The organism is Variovorax sp. RCC_210 (assembly GCF_041355175.1).
Taxonomy (GTDB): Bacteria; Pseudomonadota; Gammaproteobacteria; order Burkholderiales; family Burkholderiaceae_C; genus Variovorax.
In genome coordinates this window covers 120604-146470 of sequence record NZ_JBFUPJ010000008.1, presented here as the reverse complement: position 1 = coordinate 146470, position 25867 = coordinate 120604, and the positions used below count along the sequence as shown (strand labels likewise).

At 69.5% G+C, this 25867-nt stretch carries 23 protein-coding genes; 15 read left to right on the top strand and 8 right to left on the bottom strand.

What is annotated here, in order from left to right; all coding sequences use genetic code 11:
* The first annotated feature begins 6 nt into the window (after nt 1-6).
* From AB6807_RS22185 to AB6807_RS22135, 11 genes are all read left to right on the top strand, one after another.
* Nucleotides 7-1323, top strand: coding sequence for an EAL and HDOD domain-containing protein (locus AB6807_RS22185; RefSeq protein WP_116910987.1), 1317 nt, complete (start codon nt 7-9; stop codon nt 1321-1323).
* Between the two features lie 126 nt (nt 1324-1449).
* On the top strand, nt 1450-2316 hold the full coding sequence (locus AB6807_RS22180; protein ID WP_165840389.1) for a CheR family methyltransferase: 867 nt from the start codon (nt 1450-1452) through the stop codon (nt 2314-2316).
* Nucleotides 2313-3026, top strand: a complete 714-nt coding sequence (gene cheD / locus AB6807_RS22175; RefSeq protein WP_371086260.1) for a chemoreceptor glutamine deamidase CheD — start codon at nt 2313-2315, stop codon at nt 3024-3026. Before AB6807_RS22180 ends, cheD begins: the two co-directional genes overlap by 4 nt.
* Nucleotides 3027-3085: 59 nt before the next feature.
* Complete coding sequence (locus tag AB6807_RS22170; protein ID WP_371086382.1) at nt 3086-4120, top strand: chemotaxis response regulator protein-glutamate methylesterase; 1035 nt, start codon at nt 3086-3088, stop codon at nt 4118-4120.
* A 31-nt stretch (nt 4121-4151) separates the two neighbouring features.
* Complete coding sequence (cheY, locus tag AB6807_RS22165) at nt 4152-4547, top strand: chemotaxis response regulator CheY (RefSeq protein WP_172839779.1); 396 nt, start codon at nt 4152-4154, stop codon at nt 4545-4547.
* A gap of 1 nt (nt 4548) precedes the next feature.
* Nucleotides 4549-5190: a protein phosphatase CheZ gene (cheZ, locus tag AB6807_RS22160; RefSeq protein ID WP_116910989.1), complete on the top strand. Its 642-nt coding sequence runs from the start codon at nt 4549-4551 to the stop codon at nt 5188-5190.
* Between the two features lie 154 nt (nt 5191-5344).
* Nucleotides 5345-6526: a flagellar biosynthesis protein FlhB gene (gene flhB, locus AB6807_RS22155; protein ID WP_116910990.1), complete on the top strand. Its 1182-nt coding sequence runs from the start codon at nt 5345-5347 to the stop codon at nt 6524-6526.
* A complete protein-coding gene (flhA, locus tag AB6807_RS22150; RefSeq protein ID WP_116910991.1) occupies nt 6523-8622 on the top strand; it encodes a flagellar biosynthesis protein FlhA in 2100 nt (699 codons plus the stop codon). Before flhB ends, flhA begins: the two co-directional genes overlap by 4 nt.
* Entirely contained in the window at nt 8619-11252 is a 2634-nt protein-coding gene (flhF, locus tag AB6807_RS22145; RefSeq protein ID WP_371086259.1) for a flagellar biosynthesis protein FlhF, read from the top strand. The genes flhA and flhF overlap by 4 nt, the downstream gene beginning before the upstream one ends.
* A gap of 13 nt (nt 11253-11265) precedes the next feature.
* Nucleotides 11266-12060, top strand: a complete 795-nt coding sequence (locus AB6807_RS22140) for a flagellar biosynthesis protein FlhG (protein ID WP_116910993.1) — start codon at nt 11266-11268, stop codon at nt 12058-12060.
* Between the two features lie 31 nt (nt 12061-12091).
* Nucleotides 12092-12826 carry an RNA polymerase sigma factor FliA gene (locus tag AB6807_RS22135; RefSeq protein WP_116910994.1) on the top strand — a complete coding sequence of 245 codons (735 nt, stop codon included), beginning with the start codon at nt 12092-12094 and terminating at the stop codon, nt 12824-12826.
* Here AB6807_RS22135 and AB6807_RS22130 read toward each other — a convergent pair.
* Nucleotides 12810-14816 carry a type VI immunity family protein gene (locus AB6807_RS22130; protein ID WP_371086258.1) on the bottom strand — a complete coding sequence of 669 codons (2007 nt, stop codon included), beginning with the start codon at nt 14814-14816 and terminating at the stop codon, nt 12810-12812. The genes AB6807_RS22135 and AB6807_RS22130 overlap by 17 nt on opposite strands.
* A 345-nt stretch (nt 14817-15161) precedes the next feature.
* On the opposite strand from AB6807_RS22130, the gene AB6807_RS22125 reads away from it, so the two are divergent.
* Complete coding sequence (locus AB6807_RS22125; RefSeq protein WP_371086381.1) at nt 15162-17060, top strand: glycoside hydrolase family 15 protein; 1899 nt, start codon at nt 15162-15164, stop codon at nt 17058-17060.
* On the opposite strand, the gene AB6807_RS22120 is transcribed toward AB6807_RS22125, so the two are convergent.
* The 3 genes from AB6807_RS22120 to AB6807_RS22110 are packed head-to-tail and all read right to left on the bottom strand — an operon-like array spanning nt 17029 to nt 18765.
* Nucleotides 17029-17364 (bottom strand): hypothetical protein, encoded by a 336-nt coding sequence (locus AB6807_RS22120; protein WP_371086380.1) that lies wholly within the window; start codon nt 17362-17364, stop codon nt 17029-17031. The genes AB6807_RS22125 and AB6807_RS22120 overlap by 32 nt on opposite strands.
* A gap of 44 nt (nt 17365-17408) precedes the next feature.
* Entirely contained in the window at nt 17409-17966 is a 558-nt protein-coding gene (locus AB6807_RS22115) for a gluconokinase (protein ID WP_371086257.1), read from the bottom strand.
* A gap of 37 nt (nt 17967-18003) precedes the next feature.
* A complete protein-coding gene (locus AB6807_RS22110; protein WP_371086256.1) occupies nt 18004-18765 on the bottom strand; it encodes an SDR family oxidoreductase in 762 nt (253 codons plus the stop codon).
* Between the two features lie 215 nt (nt 18766-18980).
* Between AB6807_RS22110 and AB6807_RS22105 the strand changes: the two genes are divergently transcribed.
* Together AB6807_RS22105 and AB6807_RS22100 are read left to right on the top strand one after the other, a co-directional pair.
* Nucleotides 18981-19934 (top strand): 2-hydroxyacid dehydrogenase, encoded by a 954-nt coding sequence (locus tag AB6807_RS22105; protein WP_371086255.1) that lies wholly within the window; start codon nt 18981-18983, stop codon nt 19932-19934.
* A 53-nt stretch (nt 19935-19987) separates the two neighbouring features.
* The gene (locus AB6807_RS22100) at nt 19988-21049 is read left to right on the top strand and encodes an L-idonate 5-dehydrogenase (RefSeq protein WP_371086254.1); all 1062 of its coding nucleotides are present in this window, start codon (nt 19988-19990) and stop codon (nt 21047-21049) included.
* A gap of 47 nt (nt 21050-21096) precedes the next feature.
* On the opposite strand, the gene AB6807_RS22095 is transcribed toward AB6807_RS22100, so the two are convergent.
* Together AB6807_RS22095 and AB6807_RS22090 are read right to left on the bottom strand one after the other, a co-directional pair.
* Complete coding sequence (locus AB6807_RS22095) at nt 21097-22062, bottom strand: PLP-dependent cysteine synthase family protein (protein WP_371086253.1); 966 nt, start codon at nt 22060-22062, stop codon at nt 21097-21099.
* Nucleotides 22063-22089: 27 nt separating this feature from the next.
* Entirely contained in the window at nt 22090-22494 is a 405-nt protein-coding gene (locus AB6807_RS22090) for an MAPEG family protein (protein WP_371086252.1), read from the bottom strand.
* Nucleotides 22495-22621: 127 nt separating this feature from the next.
* Here AB6807_RS22090 and AB6807_RS22085 point away from each other — a divergent pair, with 127 nt between their 5' ends.
* Nucleotides 22622-23653: a GlxA family transcriptional regulator gene (locus tag AB6807_RS22085; protein WP_371086251.1), complete on the top strand. Its 1032-nt coding sequence runs from the start codon at nt 22622-22624 to the stop codon at nt 23651-23653.
* Here AB6807_RS22085 and AB6807_RS22080 read toward each other — a convergent pair.
* A complete protein-coding gene (locus AB6807_RS22080) occupies nt 23650-24660 on the bottom strand; it encodes a LacI family DNA-binding transcriptional regulator (RefSeq protein ID WP_116911005.1) in 1011 nt (336 codons plus the stop codon). The genes AB6807_RS22085 and AB6807_RS22080 overlap by 4 nt on opposite strands.
* A 256-nt stretch (nt 24661-24916) precedes the next feature.
* Entirely contained in the window at nt 24917-25834 is a 918-nt protein-coding gene (locus AB6807_RS22075; RefSeq protein ID WP_371086250.1) for an alkaline phosphatase D family protein, read from the bottom strand.
* Between the last annotated feature and the right edge of the window lie 33 nt (nt 25835-25867).

Genomic DNA, 25867 nt, shown 5'->3' with positions numbered 1-25867 from the left:
TGCTGCATGCGTTTCGATTTCTTCCGCCGCTCCGGTTCGGGCGACGCCAACGACAAGGGCGCGAATGCCGCGCTGGTCTCCAACGAGCCCGGCGCCCATGGCAACGTGGCCTACGAGATGCTGCTGGACGCGCAACGCCGCGTCATCGGCTACCGCATGGCATGGCGCGCACCGGGCGACCAGCCCGGCTCGCGCGCGGCCGCGCCGGCCGCCGGCGTCAAGGCGCTGATGGACACGCTGGCCCTGCACCTCAACCCCGAGAAGTCGGGCTGGCTGCTGGGCTCGCAGGTGCTGTTCGTCGACGTGGCCGTCGACGCGCTGTTCCAGGGCGAGCTGCAGTCGCTGCCCGCGCACAACGTGGTGCTGTGCATGGGGCCCGACGACCTGCTCGACGCGGACATGCGCTCCATCTTGCTGTTCATGCGCGAGCAGGGCTTCGGCTTCATGCTGTGCGGCGCCAAGGCGCTGCCCGAGGACACCGAGCTGCGCGCCATCGTCACGCACTTCGAGGTGGAGGCGAACGACGCGGCCACCGTGTCGCTGCTGCGCCAGGAAATGCTGCTGGGGCACCCGAGCGTGGAGATCATCGCGTCGCGCGTTCGCACCTGGAAAGAGTACGAGGCGTGCATGGCGCGCCGCGTGAACGTGTTCATCGACGGCGCTTTCGGCAACCCGCCGGTGCGCGAGGCCGAAGACGCGCTGCAGCCCGAGTCGCTGCTCATCGTGCAGCTCATGCAGATGATCCAGCGCAACGAAGACGTGCGCACCATCGAGGCCGCGCTCAAGCACGACGCGGCGCTGACCTACCGGCTGCTGCGCTACATCAACTCGCCCTCGGTGGGCGTGGCGGTGGAAATTCATTCGCTGCGCCACGCGGTGACCATGCTGGGCTACTCGCCGCTGTACCGCTGGCTGTCGCTGCTGCTGGCCACCAGCAACAAGGCGGGCTCGCCCTTCATGATGAAGAAGGCCATCCTGCGCGGGCGCTTCGTCGAGCTCATGGGCCAGGGCATGCTGCCGGCCAGCGAGTCGGACAACCTGTTCGTGGCGGGCATGTTCTCGCTGCTCGACCAGCTGCTGGGCGTGTCGATGGAGGGTGTGCTGCGCAAGGTGCAGCTCACCGAGGCCGTGCAGCAGGCCATCCTGTCGCGCGGCGGCCTCTACGGCCCCTTCGTGGCATTGGCCGAGGCCTGCGAGCTGGACAACGGCGAGGCACCGCGCCTTTCGGAAGCGCTGTTCGTGAGCGCGGCGCAGGTGAACGCGGCGCAGCTCACCGCGCTGGTGTGGTCGCAGGACGCAGGCCCCGCCGCGTCGGGTCCCTGAGCATGGCGCGACGCATGACCACCAGGCAACCTCGAGCAGCACTGCAGGCAGGACTGCAGGCACGACTGCAGGCAGAACTGCAAGGTGTTGCCGCGTCTTATCGGCTCATTGGAAACAGGGAGTGCTATGTACATTGAAAGCCACATTTCCAAGGCTGCCGTGAACTCCGAGTTTCTTTTTACCGACAGCGATTTCTCCCGAATCCGCACCCTCATCCATCGCCGCGCGGGCATCGCCCTGGGCGAGCAGAAGCGCCAGATGGTGTACAGCCGGCTGTCGCGCCGCCTGCGCGAACTGCAGGTGCCGGAGTTCTCCACCTACCTCGACTGGCTCGAACAGCGCCAGGACGGGGAGGAGTGGCAGTTGTTCATCAACTCGCTCACCACCAACCTCACCTCGTTCTTTCGCGAGGCGCATCACTTCCCGACGCTGGCCGACCATGTGCGCAAGGCGCAGCAGCCCGTCACGGTGTGGTGCGCGGCGGCGTCGACCGGGGAGGAGCCCTATTCGCTGGCCATCACGCTGATGGAGGCGCTGGGCGACAAGGCGGCGTCCGCGCGCGTGATCGCCACCGACATCGACACCGCGGTGCTGGGCAAGGCCGCCACCGGCGTGTTCACCACCGAGCAGGTGCGCCGGCTTTCGCCGGACCGGCTGCGGCGCTTCTTCAACAAGGGCACCGGCGCCAACGCGGGCAAGGTGCGCATCCGCCCCGAAGTGGCGGCGCTGGTGAAGTTCTCGCGCCTGAACCTGCTCGACAGCTCGTGGGCGGTGAAGGAGCCGGTGGACGCCATCTTCTGCCGCAACGTGATGATCTATTTCGACAAGCCGACGCAAAAGAAGGTGCTCGACCGCTTCGCGCCGCTGCTCAAGCCGGGCGGCCTGCTGTTCGCCGGGCATTCGGAGAACGCGTCGCTGGTGAACCCGGCGTTCCGCCCGCTCGGGCAGACCGTGTACGAGCTGGCGCGCGCGAAAGCCTCCGGCCTGCCATGACCGCGACGCACGTGGGCGCGCCGGGGGCGGTCGCCAGCCACCACTACTTCGACCGCGACGTCGGGCTCATGGCCGTGAAGCTGCTGCCCTCGGAGTACTACGTGACCTCGAGCGACACCGTGCTGAGCACCGTGCTCGGCTCGTGCGTGGCCGCCTGCCTGCACGACCGCGAAGCGGGCGTGGCGGGCATGAACCATTTCATGCTGCCCGACGACGGCGAGGCCGGCCCGGGCGCGCCCCGGCGCGACGCCACCGAGTCGATGCGCTACGGCGCCTACGCCATGGACGTGCTCATCCGCGAGCTGGTGCGCGTGGGCGCGCGGCGCGAGCGGCTGCAGGCCAAGGTGTTCGGCGGCGGCGCGGTGCTGGCCAACATGACCACGCTGAACATCGGCGACCGCAACGCCGACTTCGTGCTGCGCTACCTGCGCAACGAGCGCATCGAGGTGGCGGCGCAAGACCTGCGCGGCCCGCATGCGCGGCGCGTGTGCTTCCTGCCGTCCACCGGCAAGGCCATCGTGCGCAAGCTGCGCGCGCAGACCGAGGTGCTGGCGGTGCAGAACGAAGAAGGCGAACTGCTGCGCAGGCTGGGTGGCCTGCGCACGGAAAGCGACCCGCAACGATCGGGCCATGGTTCGGCCGCCCTGGCCACCCCGGCCACCTCCGTACCGCGCAAGGTCCCGGTGGCAGCAATCAAAGGAATCCGGTGAGCGTCAACAAGAAAATCAAGGTGCTGTGTGTCGACGATTCGGCACTGATCCGCAGCGTGATGACCGAAATCATCAACAGCCAGGCCGACATGACGGTGGTGGGCACCGCGGCCGACCCGCTGGTGGCGCGCGACCTCATCAAGGTCACCAACCCCGACGTGCTCACGCTCGACGTGGAAATGCCGCGCATGGACGGGCTGGAGTTTCTCGAGAAGCTCATGCGCCTGCGGCCCATGCCGGTGGTGATGGTGTCGTCGCTCACCGAGCGCGGCTCGGAGATCGCGCTGCGCGCGCTGGAGCTGGGCGCGATCGACTTCGTGACCAAGCCGCGCCTGGGCGTGCGCGACGGGCTGCTGAACTACACCGAGCTCATTGCCGGCAAGATCCGCACGGCCGCCGGCGCGCGCCTGCTGCCCAGCCGCCATGCCACCGCCCGCGCAGGGCAGGGCGCCGTGGCCGAGGCGCCGCAGGAGTCGCTGCTGCGCAGCCCGCTGCTGAGCACCGAGAAGCTCATCATCATCGGCGCCTCCACCGGCGGCACCGAGGCCATTCGCGAGGTGCTGCAGCCGCTGCCGCCCGATTCGCCCGCGGTGATGATCGCGCAGCACATGCCGGCCGGCTTCACGCGCTCGTTCGCGCAGCGGCTGGACGGCCTCTCGCGCATCAACGTGAAAGAGGCCGAGCACGGCGAGCGCGTGCTGCCCGGCCATGCCTACATCGCGCCCGGCGGCTTTCACCTGTCGCTGGCGCGCAGCGGCGCCAACTACGTGGCCCACCTGGACCAGGAGCCGCCGGTGAACCGCCACCGCCCGTCCATCGACGTGCTGTTCGACTCGGCGGCCAAGCACGCCGGCAAGAACGCCATCGGCATCATCCTGACCGGCATGGGCAAGGACGGCGCCGAGGGGCTGCTGCGCATGAAGCGCGCCGGTGCCCACACGCTGGCGCAGGACGAGGCCAGCTGCGTGGTCTTCGGCATGCCGCGCGAGGCCATCGCGCTGGGCGCGGTGGACGAGGTTTCCCCATTGAGTGAAGTGAGCCGCCGGGTTCTGGCGCACCTGCGCACGTTCGGTGAACGTGCGAACCGAGTTTGAATAACGACCTGTTGGAGTTGGAAATATCGTGATCGACAAGAGCATCAAAATCCTGGTTGTGGACGACTTCCCGACCATGCGCCGCATCGTGCGCAACCTGCTGAAGGAGCTGGAGTTCCTCAACGTCGACGAGGCCGAGGACGGCGCGGCGGGCATCGAGAAGCTGCGCGGGGGCAACTTCGGCTTCGTGGTGTCCGACTGGAACATGCCGAACATGGACGGCCTGACCATGCTGCAGACCATTCGCGCCGACCCCGAGCTGAAGAAGCTGCCGGTGCTGATGGTGACGGCCGAGGCCAAGAAGGAAAACATCGTGGCGGCCGCGCAGGCGGGTGCCAACGGCTACGTGGTGAAGCCCTTCACCGCCGCCACGCTGGAAGAGAAGATCACCAAGATCTTCGAGAAGCTGGCCAAAGAGGCGGCCTGACATGAGCCAGACCGCCACGGAGGCCGCGGACTCCACCAACACCGCCGAACAACTGCTGGGCCGCATCGGCCAGCTCACGCGCCAGCTGCGCGAGGGCCTGCGCGAACTGGGCCTGGACAAGGAAGTGGCCAAGGCCGCGCAAGCCATTCCCGACGCGCGCGACCGCCTGAGCTACGTGGCCGAGACCACCGAGCGCGCGGCGCACCGCGCGCTCAACGCCATCGACGTGGCCCAGCCGCTGCAGGAAGCGCTGGCCGCCGACGCCAAGGGCCTGAGCCAGCGCTGGGACAAGTGGTTCGAGAACCCCATCGAGCTCGACCATGCGCGCGAGCTGGTGCTGGACACGCGCGGCTATCTCAACGAGGTGCCCCAGCGCGCCAGCGCCATCAACTCGCAGCTGATGGAAATCCTGATGGCGCAGGACTTCCAGGACCTGACGGGCCAGGTCATCAAGAAGATGATGGAAGTGGTCAACGACGTGGAGACGCAGCTGCTGCAGGTGCTGATCGACAACTCCCCGCCCGAGAAGCGCACCGAGGCCGCCCACAGCCTGCAGAACGGCCCCCAGGTCAAGCCCGGCAACCCCGACGCGGTGACCGACCAGGCGCAGGTCGACGACCTGCTGGAGAGCCTGGGTTTCTGAGCCCGCGCGCGTCCCGGCCTGCCTCGGCCGCGGCGCGCTGATTGTGCGAAGAGCAGGGCGATCAGGGCCCTGATCGACAGATTGTTCCGGACGACCGAATTCAATAATTTGGTTCTAGGCAAGGCGTAGTCCGCCACTGCCGTCCGGAGCATGAATGTCTGAGGAAAGCGATCTCGAAAAAACGGAACCCGCCTCCGAGCGGCGCCTGGAAAAGGCGCGCGAGGAAGGCAACGTTGCCCGTTCACGCGAACTCACCACGTTCGTGATGCTGGCGACCGCCAGCGCGGGCCTGTGGCTCGCCGGCGACTCGCTCAGCAGGAGCATGGACGGCGCGCTGCGCCGGGCCCTGCAGTTCGACCGCGCCAGCGCCTTCGACCCGCAGCACATGCTGGCCCAGACCGGCCTCATGGGCATGCAGGCGCTGATGGCCGTGGGCCCCTGGTTCGGCATGATGGTGGTGGCCGCCGTGGTGGCGCCGCTGATGCTGGGCGGCTGGATGTTCTCCACCAAGGCCATCGCGTTCAACGCCGGCAAGCTCAATCCGCTGGCCGGCATCGGCCGCATGTTCTCGGCGCAGTCGCTGGCCGAGCTGGTGAAGGCGCTGGCCAAGTCGGCGCTCATCGGCTGGGTGGCGTGGTGGGTGGTGTCGCGCGACATCGAGGCGCTGATGGCGCTCATGGCCCAGCCGCCGCACTACGCGCTGCCGCACGCCATGGTGCTGGTGGCCAAGCACTGCGCGCTCATCGCCGCCACGCTGTTCCTGGTGGCGCTCATCGACGTGCCCTTCCAGCTCTGGAGCTACTACCGCAAGCTGCGCATGTCGCGCGAAGACCTGCGCCAGGAGCACAAGGAAAGCGAAGGCGATCCGCACATCAAGGCGCAGATCCGCCGCCAGCAGCAGGCCATGGCGCGCCGCCGCATGATGGCCGAGGTGCCCAAGGCCGACATCGTGCTGACCAACCCCACGCACTACGCGGTGGCCCTGCAGTACCTGGACAGCGACATGCGCGCGCCGCGCGTGGTGGCCAAGGGCACCGAGCTGGTGGCCGCGCGCATCCGCGAGCTGGCCAAGGAGCACAACGTGCCCATCCTCGAAGCGCCGCCGCTGGCGCGCTCGCTCTACAAGCACACCAAGCTGGGCCAGGAGATTCCGGCCGGGCTGTACACGGCCGTGGCCGAGGTGCTGGCCTGGGTCTACCAGCTCAAGCGCTGGAAGAGCGACGGCGGTGACCAGCCGCGCACGCCGAGCGACCTGCAGGTGCCCGCCGACCTGCAGTACGCAGACACCCCTGATACCCCTGACACACCGAACCCCGTGGAAGCCCAAGCCGCATGAACGCGATGACCAATTTCCTGCGCCTGCCGCCGAACCTGTTCGGTGGCACGCAGTTCAAGGGGCTGGCCGGGCCGGTGCTCATCATCCTCATCCTGAGCATGATGGTGCTGCCGCTGCCGCCCTTCCTGCTCGACCTGCTGTTCACCTTCAACATCGCGGTCTCCGTGATGGTGCTGCTGGTGAGCATGTACACCATGAAGGCGCTCGACTTCGCGGCCTTCCCGGCGGTGCTGCTGTTCTCCACGCTGCTGCGCCTGTCGCTGAACGTGGCCTCCACCCGCGTGGTGCTCATGCACGGCCACACCGGCCCCGACGCCGCGGGCAAGGTGATCGAGGCCTTCGGCCACTTCCTGGTGGGCGGCAACTTCGCCGTGGGCGTGATGGTGTTCATCATCCTGGTGCTCATCAACTTCATGGTGATCACCAAGGGCGCGGGCCGCATCGCCGAGGTGGGCGCGCGCTTCATGCTCGACGCCATGCCCGGCAAGCAGATGGCCATCGACGCCGACCTGAACGCCGGCCTCATCGGCGAGGAAGTGGCCCGCAAGCGCCGCCAGGAAGTGGCGCAGGAAGCCGACTTCTACGGCTCCATGGACGGTGCCAGCAAGTTCGTGCGCGGCGACGCCATCGCGGGCCTGCTGATCATGGTCATCAACATCATCGGCGGGCTGGTGGTGGGCATGCTGCAGCACGGGCTCGACTTCTCCACGGCCGGCAAGACCTACACGCTGCTGGCCATCGGCGACGGCCTGGTGGCGCAGATTCCGGCGCTGGTGATCTCCACCGCGGCCGGCGTGATCGTCTCGCGCGTGACCACCGACGAGGACGTCGGCAGCCAGCTCACGGGCCAGCTCTTTTCCAACCCGCAGGTGCTGTTCCTCACGGCCGGCATCGTGGGGCTGCTGGGCATGATCCCGGGCATGCCCAATCTGGCCTTCCTGCTGATCGCGGGCGGCCTGGTGTGGCTGGGCCGCCGCCTGATCCTGCGCAAGCCGAAGGAGGCCGCGCAGCAGGCCGCCGCCGCCGCGCAGGCCGCCAGCGTGTCGCCCGCCGCCGAGATGGCCGAGGCCACCTGGGACGACGTGGCCATGGTCGACCCGCTGGGCATGCAGGTGGGCTACCGCCTCATTCCGCTGGTGGACCAGTCGCAGCAGGGCGAGCTGCTGGGGCGCATCAAGAGCATCCGCAAGAAGATCGCGCAGGAGGTGGGCTTCCTGGTGCCGGTGGTGCACATCCGCGACAACCTCGAGATCAACCCCAATACGTACATCATCAGCCTGAAGGACGTGGAGATCGGCCGCGGCGAGGCCTACCCGAACCAGTGGATGGCCATCAACCCCGGCCAGGTGACGGGCTCGCTGCCCGGCACGCCCACGCGCGACCCGGCCTTCGGCCTGGCGGCGGTGTGGATCGACGCCAGCCTGCGCCAGCAGGCGCAGGTGTACGGCTACACGGTGGTCGATGCCTGCACGGTGATGGCCACGCACCTGAACCACCTCATACAGACGCACGCCGCCGAGCTGCTCGGCCGCCAGGAAGTGCAGCAGCTGCTCGACCAGATCGCCAAGACTGCGCCCAAGCTCACCGAAGATCTGGTGCCCAAGGTGCTGTCGCTCAGCACGCTGCACAAGGTGCTGCAGAACCTGCTCGACGAAGAGGTGCCGATCCGCGACATGCGCACCATCCTGGACGTGATGGCCGAGCACGCGCCGACCATCAAGGACCCGACCGAGCTCACCACGCTCACCCGCCTGGCCCTGGGCCGCGCCATCACGCAGCAGCTGTTCCCGGGCGAGACCGAGATGCAGGTCATCGGCCTGGACGGCTCGCTCGACAGCGTGCTGCAGCAGGCGCTCACCAGCAGCAGCGGCATCGAGCCCGGCATTGCCGACAACCTGCTGCGCCAGGCGCAGGCCGCCATCGTTCGACAGGAGCAGCTGGGCCTGGCGCCCGTGCTGGTCGTGCAGCACGCGTTGCGCGTGCTGCTGTCCCGTTTCCTGCGGCGCAGCCTGCCGCAGCTCAAGGTGCTTTCGCATGCGGAGATTCCTGACTCCCGCACCATCAAGATCACTGCCGCCATTGGAGGACGCGTTTGAATTCCCAGCAGACCGACGTGCGCACCACCGCACGCAAATTCGTCGCGGCCACCAGCCGCGAAGCCCTGAGACTGGTGCGCGAGGCGCTCGGCGCCGATGCCATCGTGCTCAGCCACCGCGTGGCGCCGGAAGGCGTCGAGATCGTCGCCATGGTGGAAGGCGACATGCAGCAGGTGGTGGGTGATGCCGCGCCTGTGAAGCCGGCCCAGCCGGCGGCACCGGTGGCCTATGTGGCGCCCGTGGCCGCGCCGGTGGCACCGGCCGCGATGCGCGCCGTGCCGTTGACGCCCATTGCCGTCGCGCCCATTGCGGTCGCGCCTGTTGCCGTGGCACCATCAGCCCCTGTGGCGCAGGTGGCGCATGTGGCGCACATGGCCCCGGTCGCCGCCGCCGCACCGGTCGTGCAGGCTGCGCCTGCCGCCATGCCCGCGCCCGTGGCCCACACGGCACCCGCAGCCACGCTCGCTCCCGCATCCGACACCGTGCTCAACGAGCTGCACTCCATGCGCGGCATGATCGAAGAGCAGCTCGCCAGCGTGGTGTGGAACGACAAGCAGCGCCGCGACCCCGTGCGCGGGCGCCTGCTGCGCACGCTGCTCGGCGCCGGCTTCAGCGCCAAGCTGTCCAAGGCCATGCTCGAGAAGCTGCCCACCGGCCAGACCTACGCCGAAGGCATGGCCTACGTGCGCTCGGAGCTGATCCGCGCCGTGCCCGTGCACGAAGACGAAGACGCGCTGTTCGCGCAGGGCGGCGTGTACGCGCTGATGGGCCCCACCGGCGTCGGCAAGACCACCACCACCGCCAAGCTGGCCGCGCGCTGCGTGATGCGCTTCGGCGCCGACAAGCTCGCGCTGGTCACCACCGACAGCTACCGGATCGGCGCGTACGAGCAGCTGCGCATCTACGGCCAGATCCTGAACGTGCCGGTGTACGCCGTGAAGGACGCGGCCGACCTGCACCTGGTGCTGCAGGACCTGCGCGACAAGCACATGGTGCTCATCGACACCGTGGGCATGAGCCAGCGCGACCGCGCCGTGCCCGAGCAGATCGCCATGCTGGGCCAGAGCCCGCGCCCGGTGAAGCGCCTGCTGCTGCTGAACGCCACCAGCCACGGCGACACGCTCAACGAGGTGGTGCACGCCTACCGCCACGGCAACGAGCTGACCGGCTGCATCTTCACCAAGGTCGACGAGGCCACGCACCCGGGCGCGCTGATCGACACCGTGATCCGCCACCGCCTGCCGGTGCACTACATCTCCAGCGGCCAGAAGGTGCCCGAGAACCTGATGCAGGCCGACCGCGCGCAGCTGGTGGACAGCGTGTTCCAGCCGCGCCAGCACAACCCGCTGTTCGTGCCGGCCGAGAGCGACCTGCAGGAAGAGGGCGCCGGCGCCAACAGCGCCGCGGCCTCCGCGCAGGTGGTGCAGGCCCAGGGCGAGACCGACCGGCTGCGCCTGAAGTACCAGAACCTCATTCGCGCCATGGCGCACGACGCGCAGGAACTGGCCACCGCCGCCAGCGCGCTGGCCGGCGCGCAGATCGGCTTCGAGCGCGCGCGGGGCCTGTGGCGCCTGGCCGGTGACGAGCAGGTCGGCCAGAAGACCCTGCTGCAAGACCTGGCCGTGCATGCGCGCAGCGAGGTGGCCGCGGGCTGCGAGCAGCATGTGCTCGCGCTGTCGGGCCAGATCGGCCTGCGCTCCAACGAGGGCGGCGACGCCTACGAATGCCATGGCAGCCTGCTGCTGTCGGACCGCACGGGCCTGCCGCTCGCGGCGCCCAACCAGTGGCTGGCCACCGCCGCCACGCGCGGCATGAAAGACCCGGCGCGCAAGCCCGGCGCGCGCCAGGCGCCCTGGCTGCGCCAGCAGGACTTCGGCGCCAAGCCGGTGGTGCATGTGCTCACGCGCCTGCCCGGCATCGAGGCGATGGTGCAGTGGCATGCCGCGGGCCAGCGCTGGCTGGCGCGCGCGCCGGGCTCCACCGCCGTGATCGATACGCGCACCGGCGCGCCCGACACGCTCGCGCGCATGGACTTCGAGTTCGGCGAGACCCGGCCCGTGCGTTTCCGCGGCAAGGCCGCGCTGCAATGCGAGGCGCACGTGGACGTGGTGCTGCGCTTCAACACCGCCGCCGCGGCGGCCGGCGTGGCACGCGAGGCCATGCCCGCGCTGCGCTGCGTGGCCGTGCGCACGCTCGATGCGCGCACCGGCAACGTGCTGTCGCTGTCGTTCGCGCTGTCGAACGTGGGCACCGACGTGCCGGCGCGCCAGCTGGCGCAATGGCAAGGCTGGGCCAACGAGGCCGAGCCCTGCTTCCGCCTGCTGCGCGACGGCGTGCAGCTGGCCGGCGGCATCGGCGAGCTGGGCGACCCCGACAACATGAAGCGCCTGCTGATCGCCGGCCAGGTCACCACCACCGTGTGGCGCCTGCTGCACGCCGAGGGCGAGTGGGCCGACCGCACGCGTGCGCTGCTGGGCCAGCTCACGGCGCGCCCGGTGCGCAACGGCCGGCTCATGAGCGGCAGCGCGCTGTACGCGGGCGTGGGCAAGCTCTTCTTGCTGCTGGAGGCGCTGGGCACCGAATCGACCGCGCCCACGCAGGCGCCGCGCGCCATGGAGCAACTGGGCTGATGAGGAGGACGGAATGAGCAAGCTGGTTGCCGACCAGGCCGACGGACTGCGGCGCCTGCTGGCGCCGAAGCCCACGCGCGTGGTCGCCGTGGCGGGCATGGGGCAGGGCGCCGGCGGCACCACCGCCGCCATGAACCTGGGCGTGGCCCTGGTGCAGCAGGGCAAGCATGTGCTGCTGCTGGACGAACACTGCCCGAAGGAAGGCTCGGCCTGCGAGGTCTGGGCCATCGACCCGCTGGGCAGCCTGGCCGACGTGGCCAGCCACCGCCTCACGCTGGACGGCGCCGAGGTGCGGGCCGACTGCGGCGTGCACGTGCTGCCCGCGCCGCCCGGCGTGGCGCCCGAAGACACCGACCCGCGCGCGCTGTGGCCCGACGGCGTGGTCATCGTGGACGCGGCCTTCGACAGCGAGGGGCGGCTGTCGCCGCTGGCGCGCGCCGCGGACGACCTGCTGCTGGTGCTCAAGCCGCACCCGGCGTCGATCACCTCGGCCTACGCGGGCATCAAGAACCTGCACTACGCGCACGGGCTGAAGCAGCTGCGCTTCCTGATCAACGGCGTGGTCGACACCGAGGCCGCGCAGCAGATCATGAACAACCTGGCCAACGCCGGCAGCCGCTACCTGGCGCTGTCGCTGCAGCCGGCCGGCATGGTGCGCTTCGACGCGCGCATCCCCGACGCCTGGCGGCTGAAGCAGACCATTGCCGAGGCCTTTCCCGCGAGCGCGGCGGCCGTGGACTTCCGCCGGCTGGCCGACGACATGGGCCGCTGGCCCTGGCGCGCGGCCATGCCGCTCCAGGCCGCCTGAGCCGCCGACCCCCCAACGGAAAAGGACGGCCGTGTACACCGCACAGGGAACCATCGAGAAATCGCACCTGCTGGCGCAGCATCAACCGCTGGTGCGCCGCATCGCGCTGCAGATGATGGCCAAGCTGCCCGCCAGCGTGGAGCTGGACGACCTCATCCAGGCCGGCATGCTGGGCCTGCTGGACGCCTCCAGCCGCTACCAGGACAACCGCGGCGCGCAGTTCGAGACCTTCGTCAGCCAGCGCATCCGCGGCGCCATGCTCGACGAGCTGCGCGCCAACGACTGGGGCTCGCGCGGCCTGCGCCAGTCGTCGCGCGGCGTCGAGAAAGCCATTCACGCGCTGGGCCACCGGCTCGGGCGCGCCCCCACCGAAGGCGAGATCGCCAAGGAACTGAAGATGGACCTGGAGGCGTACCAGTCGCTGCTCCAGGAGATCCAGGGCTGCCAGCTGCTGTACGTCGAAGACTTCACCAAGGACGATGCCGACAACCCGTTCCTGGACGCGCATTCGCAGGAGTCGCGCAAGGACCGGCGCAGCGGCAACGACCCGCTGGAGCAGTTGCTGGAAAGCGGCTTCAGGCACCAGCTGGTCGATGCGATCTCGGCGCTGCCCGAGCGCGACCAGCTGCTGCTGAACCTGTACTACGAGGAAGAGCTGAACCTGCGCGAAATTGGCGCCGTGCTCGAGGTGAGCCAGTCGCGCGTGTGCCAGCTGCACAGCCAGGCGATCAGCCGGCTGCGCGCCAAGCTCAAGGACGTGCTGTAGCGCGGCCTGCGTCCAGCTCGCGCGGCCATTGGCTGGCCGTGTCGAAGCGCTGCAGCCAGAGCGCGGATGACGCCGGCGTGAAGATGTCGGCGCTCGCGGCGTTCGGCGGATAGCTGGTCATCCACAGCCTGTCGAGCCGCACGGGGATCAAGGCCTCGGCCAGCGCGCGCAGGTGGCGGGGCACGCCTTCTTCCACCGGGTACAGCGCCGGTGCATCGCCCGCCTCGATCCACAGGCCGCCGCCGTCCATGCAGGGCTGCAGGCGCATGCCCGGCACCTTCTGCAGCCGACGCTGCAACGCGTCCGTGCCGCCCAGCCGCGTGGCGAACTCACCGCTCACCAGCACGCCGAAACCCGGCGTGCGCATGCCGCATTCCAGGCTCATGCCGTCGGGCCGGCTGGAACGCATGAAGAAGGGCTTGTCCACATCGAGCCCGAGAAAGCGCCGCGCCAGCGCGAACTCGGCCGTGTGCTGCAGCGGGTAACGCTCCAGCACCGGCGGGCGGCCGATGCCCAGGCCCATGTAGGCCTGCACGGCCTGCAGCCGCTGCAGCGCGCCCAGCCACCACGCACGCACCTCGTTGTGATGCGCGGCCCAGAAGTCCAGCGGAAAGTGAAGCGCCAGGCAGTCCAGCCCCGCGGCGGCCCGCGGCATGCGCGCGCGCCGGAACTGCGCCACGGCCTGGAACTCGAAGCGCGACGAGCTCTCCTTCGTCGGCGCGTCGAAGCCCTGCAGCGAGACGATGTCGTCAGCGTGCTTGAGGTACTGCGCCTCGATGTCTTCCTGCGCGTGGCCCTTGCGCGCGACCGCGCCGCTGCGAAAGCCCATGTAGCGGGTGAGCGCGTGGCCGGTGAGCTGCTGGAACTCGTCGTGCAGCTGCGGCAGCAGCGTGGCCAGCCGCCCGACGTCGGCCTTCGAGCGAAGGTGGAAGAACGCCGAGGCGGACATGGCCAGCCGCCAGGTGGCTGGCGTCTGGAACAGCCCGGCCGCATGCTGCGGCGCCACCGTGGCGGTCGCGTTGGCATCGGTGCGCAGGGCGGTGATCCAGCCGTCGAGTTCCAAGGGCGACAACGGAGACGGCGTCTGCAACTCCGGCGCGTACAGCAGGTGGAAGCGGTCGCGTCCGAACAGGTCGATGTGGTTCTGGCTCTGGTTCAAGCCCAGCGAATCGGCCGTGAGCTTGAGCTCCACCGCATGCGCCACCCTCGACGCATGGCTGGGGTGCGACGCGGGCGGCACCGTCGGCACCACCGCGAAGTCCGGCGACAGGCTGCCCTTGGGCTTGCGCCAATGGCAGTCGCCCTTGCGCGCGGGCCGCGGCGAGGGGCTCCCGATGTAGGGCATGCCGCTGGCCGCGAAGGCCAGCTCCGACTTGAAAGGCGCGTTCCACCAGCCGGCCTGGTAGTCGCAGGCGTCCAGCAGCGTGGCGAAGCTGCGGTGCGCGTCCTGGCGCACCTTGGGCTTGTCGTCGCCGCCGGCATGCAGCACCGATTCCTCGCCGGGCTGCGGCTCGTAGCGGCGCGAGTCGGCGCGCACCGGAAAGGCCAGCGCCAGGGTCGCCAGCGCGTGGAACAGCGGCAGGAAGGGCAGTGGGCGGCCAAAGGTGTCCGGTGGGTTGGTTTCGTCTCCCGTGACCGGTTCATCGGGTGCATCGGCCACGTAGCGGCCCAGGCTGTCGAGCACGCGCACCAGCACGTCGAGCGCGCCGCGCAGGCCGGCCTCTTGCCACTTCAGGTCCGGGTAGAGCAGCAGGCTGCGCTCCAGGTCTTGCTCGAGCAGCACGGCGATCGGCTGCGTGGGCGCTGTGTCCGCGCACAGCAGCTTGCCCAGGCGGTACATCAGCACGCCCATCGGGCGGCGCAAGCCGGCGATGCCGTCGGGGCCCAGTGCCTGGAGGACGGCCAGCGCGTCCTCGATGTGGTCGAGGCTGGACTCGCTGGATGTCTCTAGAGAAATCGCTGATGAAGAGGTCGGGTGTGCATGCGCCATCTATGAATTCCGGCTTAGGGGAAAAAAGGTCGGCGCAGTCTGCGAGGCGGTGGGTGCTCGCTCTGCAAACAATGGTGAACAAGTCTTTGCTGCCTGAAAAATCAGCGGCAGACCGCGAACAAATCCGCAGGGCGCTGCGATCAGGCTTTGTCCGGCAAGGCTTCGGGCCGCTCTCCGTCGCGCGGCAGGACCAAGAAGCACGACCCTTCACCCTTGCCAAAGACCGCCACCTCCACCCCCAAGTCCGCCGCCAGCGCGCCTGCGTCTGCCAGGCCGACGTCCAAGTCGACGGCCAAGCCATCGCCCAGGTTGCTGCCCAAGCCGTCGCCCAAACCGCCTTCCAAGCTGGTATCCAGGTCGCGCAAGCTGCACGCCCATCGCCCCATCGGCGACTACGCGCTCATCGGCTCCACCCACAGCGCCGCGCTGGTGCACCTCGGCGGCGACATCGAGTGGCTGTGCCTGCCGCGCTTCGATTCCGCCGCCATGTTCGCCAGCCTGCTGGGCGACCAGCGCAACGGCCACTGGACCCTGCGCGCGAAGAACCCGAGGGCGCGCGTCACGCGGCGCTACCTGCCGGGCACGGTGGTGCTCGAAACCACCATCCACACCGCCAAGGGCACCGCCACCGTCACCGACTTCATGCCGCGCCCCGGCCCCGGCGGCACGCACGAGGTGGTGCGCATCGTGCGGGGCGTGCGCGGCACGGTCGCCATGCACACCGAGCTGCGCATCCGCTTCAACTACGGCGAGTGGTGCCCGTGGGTGGAGCGGCGCGACGGCGCGGTGTACGCCACGGCCGGGCCGGACGCGGTGCGCGTCAACTCGGGCGTGCCGCTGGTCAACGAGAACTTCGCGAGCTTTGCCGACTTCAGCGTGTCGGCGGGCCAGTCGATCGCGTTCTGCCTCGAATGGTTTCCCTCGCACCAGACGCCGCCGGTCACGCGCGACGCCAGCGCGCTGCTGGCCCGCACCGTGGCCGAGTGGAGCGAGTGGACCGGGCGCAGCGGCTACCAGGGCGAGTTCCGCGAGCCGGTGATGCGCTCGCTGCTCACGCTCAAGGCGCTCACCTACGAGCCCACCGGCGGCATCGTCGCCGCGCCGAGCACTTCGCTGCCCGAGCTGCCGGGCGGCGAGCGCAACTGGGACTACCGCTTCTGCTGGTTGCGCGACGCCGCGCTCACGCTCTATGCGCTGCTGGCCTCGGGCTACGTGGAAGAGGCCAGCGCCTGGCGCTGGTGGCTGATGCGCGCGGTCGGCGGCTCACCCGAAGAGCTGCAGGTGATGTACGGCCTGCACGGCGAACGCTCGCTCACCGAACTGGAACTCGGCTGGCTGCCGGGCTACGAGGGCAGCCGGCCGGTGCGCATCGGCAACGGCGCGCACGGGCAGCGACAGCTCGACGTGTACGGCTCGGTCATCGCGGCCTTTCACGCGGGGCGCAAGGCCGGCCTGTCGGAGATGGACAAGGTGTGGCCGCTGGAGCGCGCCATCGCCAAGCAGCTGATGGTGCTGTGGAAGGAGCCCGACTGCAGCCTGTGGGAGGTGCGCGGCGAGCCGCGCCACTTCGTGCACTCCAAGATGATGTGCTGGCTGGCCTTCGACCGCATGATCGCCAGCGCCACCGAGTTCGGGCTGGAAGGCCCCATCGACCAATGGCGCGCGGTGCGCGACGAGATCCACGCCGAGGTGTGCGCGCGCGGCTACGACGCCGCGAGCAATTCCTTCGTGCAGTACTACGGCGCCGACACGGTGGACGCGGCCCTGCTGTGGATGCCGCTGATCGGCTTTCTGCCGATCCACGACCCGCGCGTGCAGGGCACCATCGCGCGCATCGAGAAGGAGCTGATCTTCAACGGCCTCGTGTACCGCTACCGCACCGAGAAGGGCGTGGACGGGCTGGAGGGCGGCGAGGGCGCCTTCCTGGCCTGCAGCTTCTGGCTGTCGAACGTGTACGTGGCCATGGGCAAGCTGCGCAAGGCGCGCGCGCTGTTCAAGCGGCTGCTGGCGCTGGGCAACGACCTGGGGCTGTTCGCGGAGGAATACGACCCGGTCGGCAAGCGGCAGCTGGGCAATTTTCCGCAGGCGTTTTCGCACATCGGGCTGGTGAACAGCGCGCACGCGCTCGAGTCCGCGGCGGGTGGCGTGTGGGAGCTGGCGGACCTGGATGGCAAGGCATCCGAAAAGAAGCCGGTGAAGCCTAAGCCCAAGCCTATGCCGCGATCGCGAACTCCTCGGCGCTGAACACCGTGTGGAAGACGGTGCCGTCGAACATCTCGAACAGCTTCTTCGAGACCTCGCGGCTCTCGTAGCGCACGGGCGAGTCGAGCGCCGTGGCAATGTCCTCGCGGCTCGCATAGCGAATCGACAGCACCATCGCCAGCTCGGGGTCGCTCACGTCGCTTTCGAGCTGGCGCAGCACGCGCACCTCGAGCGCGCCCGGAAAGCGCGTCCACAGCGGCACCAGCTTGTCGTGCACATGGCGCTCGAAGGCTTCCTGCATGCCGGCCTTGACCTGGCCCTTGAAGAACGCGCAGCGGATGAACATGGGTGTGTCTTTCGTGTTGGAAATCTTCATGCGGGAACCTGCGGTCATGCCGAAACTTTGGTCGTGGGGTCGCTTGCCGTGCGTTGCAACAGCTGCGCGCCCACCTCCGCCACGATCCGCGCGACCGGCGTGTCGATGCGGGCATGCAGCACGTCGGCTTCGCTCGCGTCGGGTGCTTCCAGGGTTTGCAGCTGGCTTTCGAGCAGCGCGGGCGGCATGTAGTGGCCGCTGCGTTGCGTCATGCGCTGGCGGATGAGCGCGGGCGGGCCGTCGAGAAACACGAACTGCAAGCACCGGGGGGCGGGCGACGCGGCGCGCAGCCGGTCGCGGTAGGCGCGCCGCAGCGCCGAGCAGGCCACCACCACGCCATGCGGCGCGGCTGTGGCGTCGACCAGGCAGGCGCCGATGCGGTCCAGCCAGGGCCAGCGGTCTGCATCCGCCAGCGGCTGGCCGGCGCGCATGCGTGCCACGGCGTCGGGCGTGTGCAGGTCGTCGCCGTCGATCCAGGGCACGCCCAGCAGCTGCGCCAGGCCGGCGGCCACGCTGCTCTTGCCGGTGCCCGACACGCCCATGACCACCACGCTCAGGCGCGGTCGTGGCATTGCGACAGGTCCATGGCGGTGGCGGCGGTGGTGGTGGTCAGAGGCTCGCGGTGATGCCGCCGTCCACGTACAGGATGTGCCCGTTCACGAAGCTGGAGGCGTCCGAGGCCAGGAAGATGGCCGCGCCGCCCAGCTCTTCCACGTCGCCCCAGCGCCCGGCCGGCGTGCGGCCCGACAGCCAGCCCGTGAAGGCCTCGTCGGCCACCAGTGCCTGCGTGAGCTCGGTCTTGAAGTAGCCCGGGCCCAGGCCGTTGACCTGGATACCGTACTTGCCCAGGTCGATCGCCATGCCCTTGGTGAGCATCTTCACCGCGCCCTTGGTGGCGGCGTAGGGAGCGATGCCCGGGCGGCCCAGCTCGCTCTGCACCGAGCACACGTTGATGATCTTGCCGCGCTTGCGCTCGATCATGCGTTGCGCCACGAAGCGCCCGACCAGGAACACGCTGTCGATGTTGGTCGTGGTGATCTTGTGCCACGCGTCGATGGGGAACTCGGCGAACGGCCCGCGGTGCTGCATGCCGGCGTTGTTCACCAGGATGTCGATGGCGCCCACGCCGGACTCGATGGCGGCCACGCCGGCTTCCACCGCGGCGGCGTCGGTCACGTCGAAGGCCGCGGCCTCCGCCGCGATGCCCTTGGCGCGCAACGCGTCGCGCGCGGCGTTCAGCGAGGCGACATCGCGTGCGTTGAGCACCACGCGGGCGCCCGCGTTGCCCAGCGCCTCGGCCAGAGCGAAGCCGATGCCCTTGCTGGAGCCGGTGACGAGGGCGGTGCGCCCGGAAAGATCGAACAGTTTCAAGGCGGAAGCTCCTGGGCGAAGGTTGGCGCGGGGTGACGCTGGTGACGCTGCTGGATGGAAACGTCAGCGGATGGCGGCGTAAGTTACCGGTATCTTTGAGCGGCGTCAACCGGTGAAACCTGTGATGGCGTTCTCGTCTGCAGTCAGTTAAAGTTACCGGTATCTTTTTTGGCCCAGTGCCCATTTCCCGCTTCGCTTCCCCAGGAGACACCCGCTTGACCGCCAATGCCAACGCCCCGCACGTGCTCATGACCGGCACCTACCCGGAATGGGACATGACGCCGATGCAGTCCGCCTACACGCTGCACCGGCTCTGGGAGGCGCCCGACCGCGCCGCCTTTATCGCCGAGCACGCCGGCAGCATCCGCGCCATTGCCACGCGCGGCGAGCTGGGCGCCAGCGCCGAGCTGATCGCGGCGCTGCCGAAGCTGGAGCTCGTCGCCTGCTACGGCGTTGGCACCGACGCCATCGACCTGGCTGCCTGCCGCGCGCGCGGCATTCGCGTGAGCAACACGCCCGACGTGCTCAACGGCGACGTGGCCGACCTGGCCGTGGGCCTCACGCTGGCGCTGCAGCGGCGCATTCCGGCGGGCGATGCCTTCGTGCGCAGCGGCGCCTGGGCCGAGGGCGGCGTGCCGCTGGCCACGCGCGTGTTCGGCCAGCGCGTGGGCATCGCGGGCTTCGGTCGCATCGGCGGCACCATCGCGCGGCGGCTCTCGGGCTTCGACGTGGAGCTGGGCTACTTCAGCCGCAGCCCCAAGGCAGACAGCCCGCACCGCCACTTCGCCAGCCTGGAGGCCATGGCCGACTGGTGCGACGTGCTCATCGTCATCCTGCCGGGCGGCGACGCCACGCGCGGCATCGTCGGCGCGCAGGTGCTGAAGGCGCTGGGCCCCAGGGGCTGGCTGGTGAACGTGTCGCGCGGCACCACCGTCGACGAAAGCGCGCTGTTGCAGGCGCTCGAGCAGAGGAGCATCGCCGGCGCGGCGCTCGACGTGTTCCTGAACGAGCCGCGCATCGACCCGCGCTTTGCCGCGCTCGACAACGTGGTGCTCACCCCGCACCAGGGCAGCGGCACCGAGCAGACGCGGCGCGCCATGGGCGAGCTGGTGCGCCGCAACCTGGAGGCCCACTTCGCGGGGCAGCCGCTGGTCACGCCCGTGGCCTGAGCCGAACACGAACTTGAACCCGAACCCGAACCCGAACTGAAAGAAGAAACATCATGCGTTTGCGTTGCATGTGCCTCGTGATCCACGCGCCCGACGACCTGCGCCTGGACGAACAGGACGCCGGCGAGATCGGTCCCGGCCAGGTGCTGGTGAAGGTCGGCATGGGCGGCATCTGCGGCTCCGACCTGCACTACTTTCACAACGGCGGCTTCGGCACCGTGCGCATCAAGGAGCCGATGGTGCTGGGCCACGAGGTGGCCGGCACCGTGGTGGCGGTGGCGCCGGGCGTGCAGAACGTGCGCATCGGCGACAAGGTGGCCATCAACCCCAGCCGCCCCTGCGGCGCCTGCAAGTTCTGCCTCGAAGGGCTGCCCAACCAGTGCCTGGACATGCGCTTCTACGGCAGCGCCATGCGCACGCCGCACGTGCAGGGCGCGTTTCGCAACATGCTGCTGTGCGAGGCCACGCAGTGCGTGAAGGTGGCCGAGCACGTGCCGCTGCGCCTGGCCGCGCTGGCCGAGCCGTTTTCGGTGGGCCTGCACGGCGTGTCGCGCGCCGGCCCGCTGCTGGGCAAGCGCGTGCTGGTGTCGGGCTGCGGGCCCATCGGCGTGCTGGCCATTGCGGCGGCGCGCGCGCACGGCGCCGCCGAGATCACCGCCACCGACGTGGTCGACGAGCCGCTGGCCATTGCGCGCGCCATGGGCGCCGACCAGGTCATCAACGTCGCGAAAGACAAGGAGTGGGTGTCGCGCTACTCGCCCGACAAGGGCACCTTCGACGTGATGCTCGAATGCTCCGGCAACGAGCGCGCGCTGCGCGACGGGCTGGAGGTGATGCGCCCGCGCGGCGTGGTCGTGCAGCTGGGCCTGGGCGGCGACGTGAGCATTCCGCAGAACATGGTGGTGGCCAAGGAGCTCAGCATCTGCGGCTCGTTCCGCTTCCATGCGGAGTTCGCGCTGGCGGTCAAGCTCATCAACGAAGGGCGCGTCGATTTGTCGCCGGTGGTGACTCACACCTTCCCGATGCTGCAGGCGCGCGCCGCCTTCGAGCTGGCGAGCGACCGGCAGAAGGCGATGAAGGTGCTGATCGATTTCGCGGACCCGGTGGCGGCCTGACGGTCCGGGGTTGCGGGGCCCGGCAGACCAGGTTTAGTGGTCCGGGCTCAGTGGTCCAGATGCTGCGAGAACGCCTTCAGGTACTTCATGCCGGTGTCGCACATGATCGTCACGACCGTGGCATCGGGCCCGAGGCGTTCGGCCAGCCGCAGGGCGGCCGTCACGTTCGCGCCGGTCGAGGTGCCGCAGAACAGGCCTTCCTCCGCCGCCAGGCGAAAGGCCATGGCCTTCGCCTCGTCGGTGGACACGCGCTCGATGTGGTCGGCGATGCGGTCGTGCCACAGCGGCACCACATAGCCCGCGCCCACGCCGTCGATCTTGTGCGCGCCCGAGGGCCCGCCCGACAGCACCGCCGACTCGGCCGGCTCCACCGCCACCACGCGAATGCGCGCGTCGCGCTCGCGCAGCGTCTGCGAAATGCCGCGCAGCGAAGCGGCCGTGCCCACGCTCTGCACGAAGCCGTCGATGCGCCCGCCCGTCTGCTCCCATATTTCGCCGGCCATGCGCGTGTAGGCGTGCAGCTGGTCGGGGTTTTCCATCTGCGCGGTGATGTAGGCGCCGGTGCGCTGCGCGATGCGATGCGCCTCGCTGATCATGTCGCGGGTCAGGCGCTCGGTCTGCTTGCCGTTGTCGCTGGGCACCAGCGTCAGCTGCGCGCCCAGCAGGCGCATGTGGTCGAGCTTTTCCTTCGAGAAGGCGTCGGAGGACACCAGGTGCAGCGGATGCTTCAGCACCGCGCACACCAGCGCCAGAGACACGCCGGTGCTCCCGCCCGTGTACTCGACGACGGCGCCGCCCGGCTGCAGCCGCCCGTCGGCGCGGGGCGCCTCGATCATGGCGAGCGCGATGCGGTCCTTCATGCTGCCGGTCGGGTTGCGGCTTTCCAGCTTCAGCAAGACGCGCGCGCCGTTGGCGGGAACGACGTGGCGCAGCGCGAGCAGCGGCGTGTCGCCGATGGTGTCGAGCACGCTGCCCTGGATGGCGTTGTCGATGGTTCGTGCAGCTTGGTTCATGGGTGTTCTCCGGTTGATTGAGTCGGGCTAGACGCGCGCAAGCAGCACCCACGCGAACACGAGCGTGGCCGCCGAGCCGCACAGGAAGGCCAGGGTGCGCACGCCCGGAATGCCCGCGGCGTAGACCACGTAGTGCGCCAGCCGCGCCCCCAGGTAGAGCTGCGCCGCGAACACGGTGGCCGGGCTGCCGGCACCCACGGCGTGGGCCACCAGCACCAGCGGCGCGAACACCGCCAGGTTCTCGATGGCATTGGCATGGGCCTGGCGCGCGCGTTGCGCCCAGGCCGGCAGCGGCGGGTTCGACGCAGCGGGGTTGGCCAGCGTGCGCCCCAGGCCCTGGCCCAGAACGCGCGCGACCACGTAGGGCACCCACATCAGCGCCGTTGCGAGCACCACCAGGGTGAGGAAGAAGAGTTCGGGTGTGAGTGTCATGAGGGGCCTGGTTCCGTCGGCGGATCGATTGAAAGCCTGCAAGCAGGATGGCTTGTGCGCCGCAGTGTAGGCAGCGCACCCGTCGCGGGCTATAGTCGTAAATGACATTAATAGAGGTGTTTGCGACATGAAGATTTGCGTGCTCGCGCTGGACGACGTGTTCGACACCGGTCTTACGGCGGTGCTCGACATCCTCTCCACGGCCAACGAGCTGGCCGCCGCGCAGGGCTTTGCCGCGCCGCCCTTCGAGGTCGAGCTGGTCGGCATGCGCCGGCGCATCCGCACCGCGCAGGGCTTCTCGGTTTCGGTGCAGCCCGCCGCGGCGGTGCAGCGGCCCGACTGGGTGTTCGTGCCCGCGATGAACGCCAGGCAGCCCGACTCGCTGGCCGCCGCGCTGGACCGCCCCGACGCGCGCGAGGCCCGCCGGCACCTGCGCACGTGGCACGCCAAGGGCGTGGGCATCGCGGCGGCGTGCATCGGCACCTTCCTGCTCGCGGAGGCCGGCCTGCTCGACCACGGGGAGGCCACCACCACGTGGTCGCTGGCGCCGTTTTTTCGGCAACGCTATCCGCAGGTGCGGCTCGAGGAGTCGCGCATGATCGCCGCCTCGCGGCGCGTGGTGACGGCCGGGGCCGCCATGGGCCACCTCGACCTGGCGTTGTGGCTGGTGCGCCAGGCCAGCCCCGAGCTGGCCGCGCTCGTCGCGCGGTTCCTGCTGATCGACCGGCGCTCGTCGCAGGCGCAGTACATCATTCCCGACCACCTGGCCCATGCCGACCCGCTGATCGCGCGCTTCGAGCGATGGGCCCGCGACAACCTGAGCCGCGGCTTCTCGCTGCAGGAAGCGACGGGCGCGCTGGCCGTCGGCACACGCACCTTGCAGCGCCGCACGGAGGCCGTGCTGGGCAAGTCGCCGCTCGCGTTCGTGCAGGACCTGCGGGTGGAGCGCGCGCAGCAGCTGGTGGCGCTGGGCCGCGACCTGGACAGCATCGCGACCGAGGTCGGCTACGCCGACTCGGCGACGCTGCGCACGCTGCTGCGCCGCCGCCTGGGGCGCGGCGTGCGCGAGTTGCGCGCGGAGCGGCTGGGGCAGGCGCGCGTGCCCGCCTCAGCCCGGGCGCCTCTATCGAGGGGTGGGACGGGTGCGACGGGTGTCTAGGAGCTTTCGCGCTGCTCGATGTGGAACGGGATCAGCACCGTTTCCGCCGGCGGCCGATGCCCTTCGCGCGTGCCGTCGATCACCCGCAGCAGCAGCTCGCCCGCGGCCTTGCCGATGCCCACGCAATCGACCGCTACGGTAGTGATGCGCGGATGGCAGGCGCGCGCCACTTCGAAGTCGCCGAAGCCCGCGATCGCGATGCGGCCCGGCACGCTCCAGCCCTGGCGCTGGCATTCCATCAGCGCGCCGAAGGCCGACAGGTCGGACACGCAGAGCACCGCGTCCACGTCCGGCCATTGGCGAACCAGCTGCGCCACCGCCTCGCCGCCTTGCGCCATCGAGATCGGCGGCTGGCCGAAGCTGATGACGCGCCCGTCGGGCAGGCCGAGCTCGCGAATGGCCTGCGCATAGCCGCGCTGGCGGTCCGCGCCGCGCGTGTCGCGGTTCGAGGTGCCGCCGATGTACGCGATGCGCCGGTAGCCCTTGCCGTGCAGGTGCCGCACCATCGCCGCGGCCGCTTCCGCGTTGGAGAAGCCGACCGTGTGCTCGACGGGCGTGGCCGGCAGGTCCCATGTCTCGACCACGGGCACGCCGGCGGCCTGCAGCATGGCGCGGGCGGCGGGCGTGTGCGCGCCGCCGGTGAGGATCACGCCTTCGGGCCGGCGCGCGAGCATGGCGCGCAGCAGGCGCTCTTCGGTTTCCACGCGGTAGTCGGTGTAGCCCAGCAGCACCTGCAGGCCGCGCGCCTCCAGCGCGGCGGTGATGCCCTGCGCGGTCTCGGAGAAGTTGGAGTTGTTCAGCGACGGGATCAGCACCGCGATGAAGCCCGAGCGCTTGCTGGAGAAGGTGCGCGCCGTCTGGTCGATGACGTAGCCCATCTCCTCGCAGGCCTGCAGGATGCGCTGGCGCAGCGCCTCGGACGTGACGCGGTCGCTGCTGGCGCCGCGGTTGAGCGCGCGCGACACCGTCATCTTCGACACGCCCACGCGCGCGGCCACGTCGGCCATGGTCGCCGGGCGGCTGAGGGGGGCGGGGGCTTTGGTCGAGGGCAAAGGGGCTGTCCTTGGGGTCTTGGTGCAATGCACTGCGCGGCAGGTACCGATACCTTGTAAACGGCACCTGCAGTGCAGCGGAGGATACCTTGGACAGCCGCACGTGCAAGAGTGAAGAACACCCCCGCGGCAGACGTTCGACGTGCCTGGGTTACCGATATCTGAATGCGCCCCGGCAGGGCGGGGGCGCAAGGGAAGCAGGCAGCCCCGGCTACCTGATTTCCTGGTGCTCGAACGTGGCGTTGTCGATCACGTTGTGGTGCTCGAGCCCGTGGATGTCGTAGAGCTTGATGTCCGTGCGCTCGGGCGTGTAGTCGAGGATGCCGAAGTTCTCGCGCTTGCCCACGAGCTTGTACTTGGTGACGAAGGCGCCGGAGGAGATCACCTCGAACATCTTCGTGGCGCCCGCGGGCGGCAGGAAGGCGTTTTCGTGGATGTCGCCCGACAGGAAGACGATGTTGCGCATGTAGATGAGCTGGCGCAGCCGGGCGTAGTCGTCGCGGTAGCGCATCCATCCATTGCCGGTGGCGCGGATCGGCATGCCGGCACAGAGCAGCACCAGGCCTTGCTCCTGCTGCAGTTCGTGTTCGAGAAACTTGAACTGCGCTTCGCCGAGCAGGCGCTTTTCGTCGCCCGGCTCCTGGCTGTACCACCGCGTGTCCAGGAAGATGGCCCGCCCGATCCGCTCGCCCGCATGGCTCAGGGGAATGGAGTAGTAGATGCCTTCGACCGGCGGGTCGATCTGCATGAAGCGTGCGAACAGCTCGCGCGAAATACCTTTCTTCGTGGCGCTCACCTGCGAACCGCTGGCGTTGTTCCACGCGAAATCGTGGTCGTCCCAGGTGCCGTACACGCCGCCCTGCGGGCCCTGGCGATCGCGCATGGCCGCGAACAACTCCTTGAAGCCCGGCGTGTTCCATTGCGCCGTGTACTTGTCGGTCATGGCCTGGCGAAAGTACGCGTCCGACCACTGCCTGGGTTCTTCCAGGTGCGGAAAGAAGTCCATGTAGATCTGGTCGCCGAGCAGGAACAGGTAGTCGGGCTGCTCCTGCGCGATGCGGTTCCACACGCGCTGGTCGCCGCCGGGCCCGGCTTCGAAGTTCATGCAGGAGGTGAAGGCGATCTTCATGGGACTTGTCTTTCGCCGGTGGGGTGGCCGGAT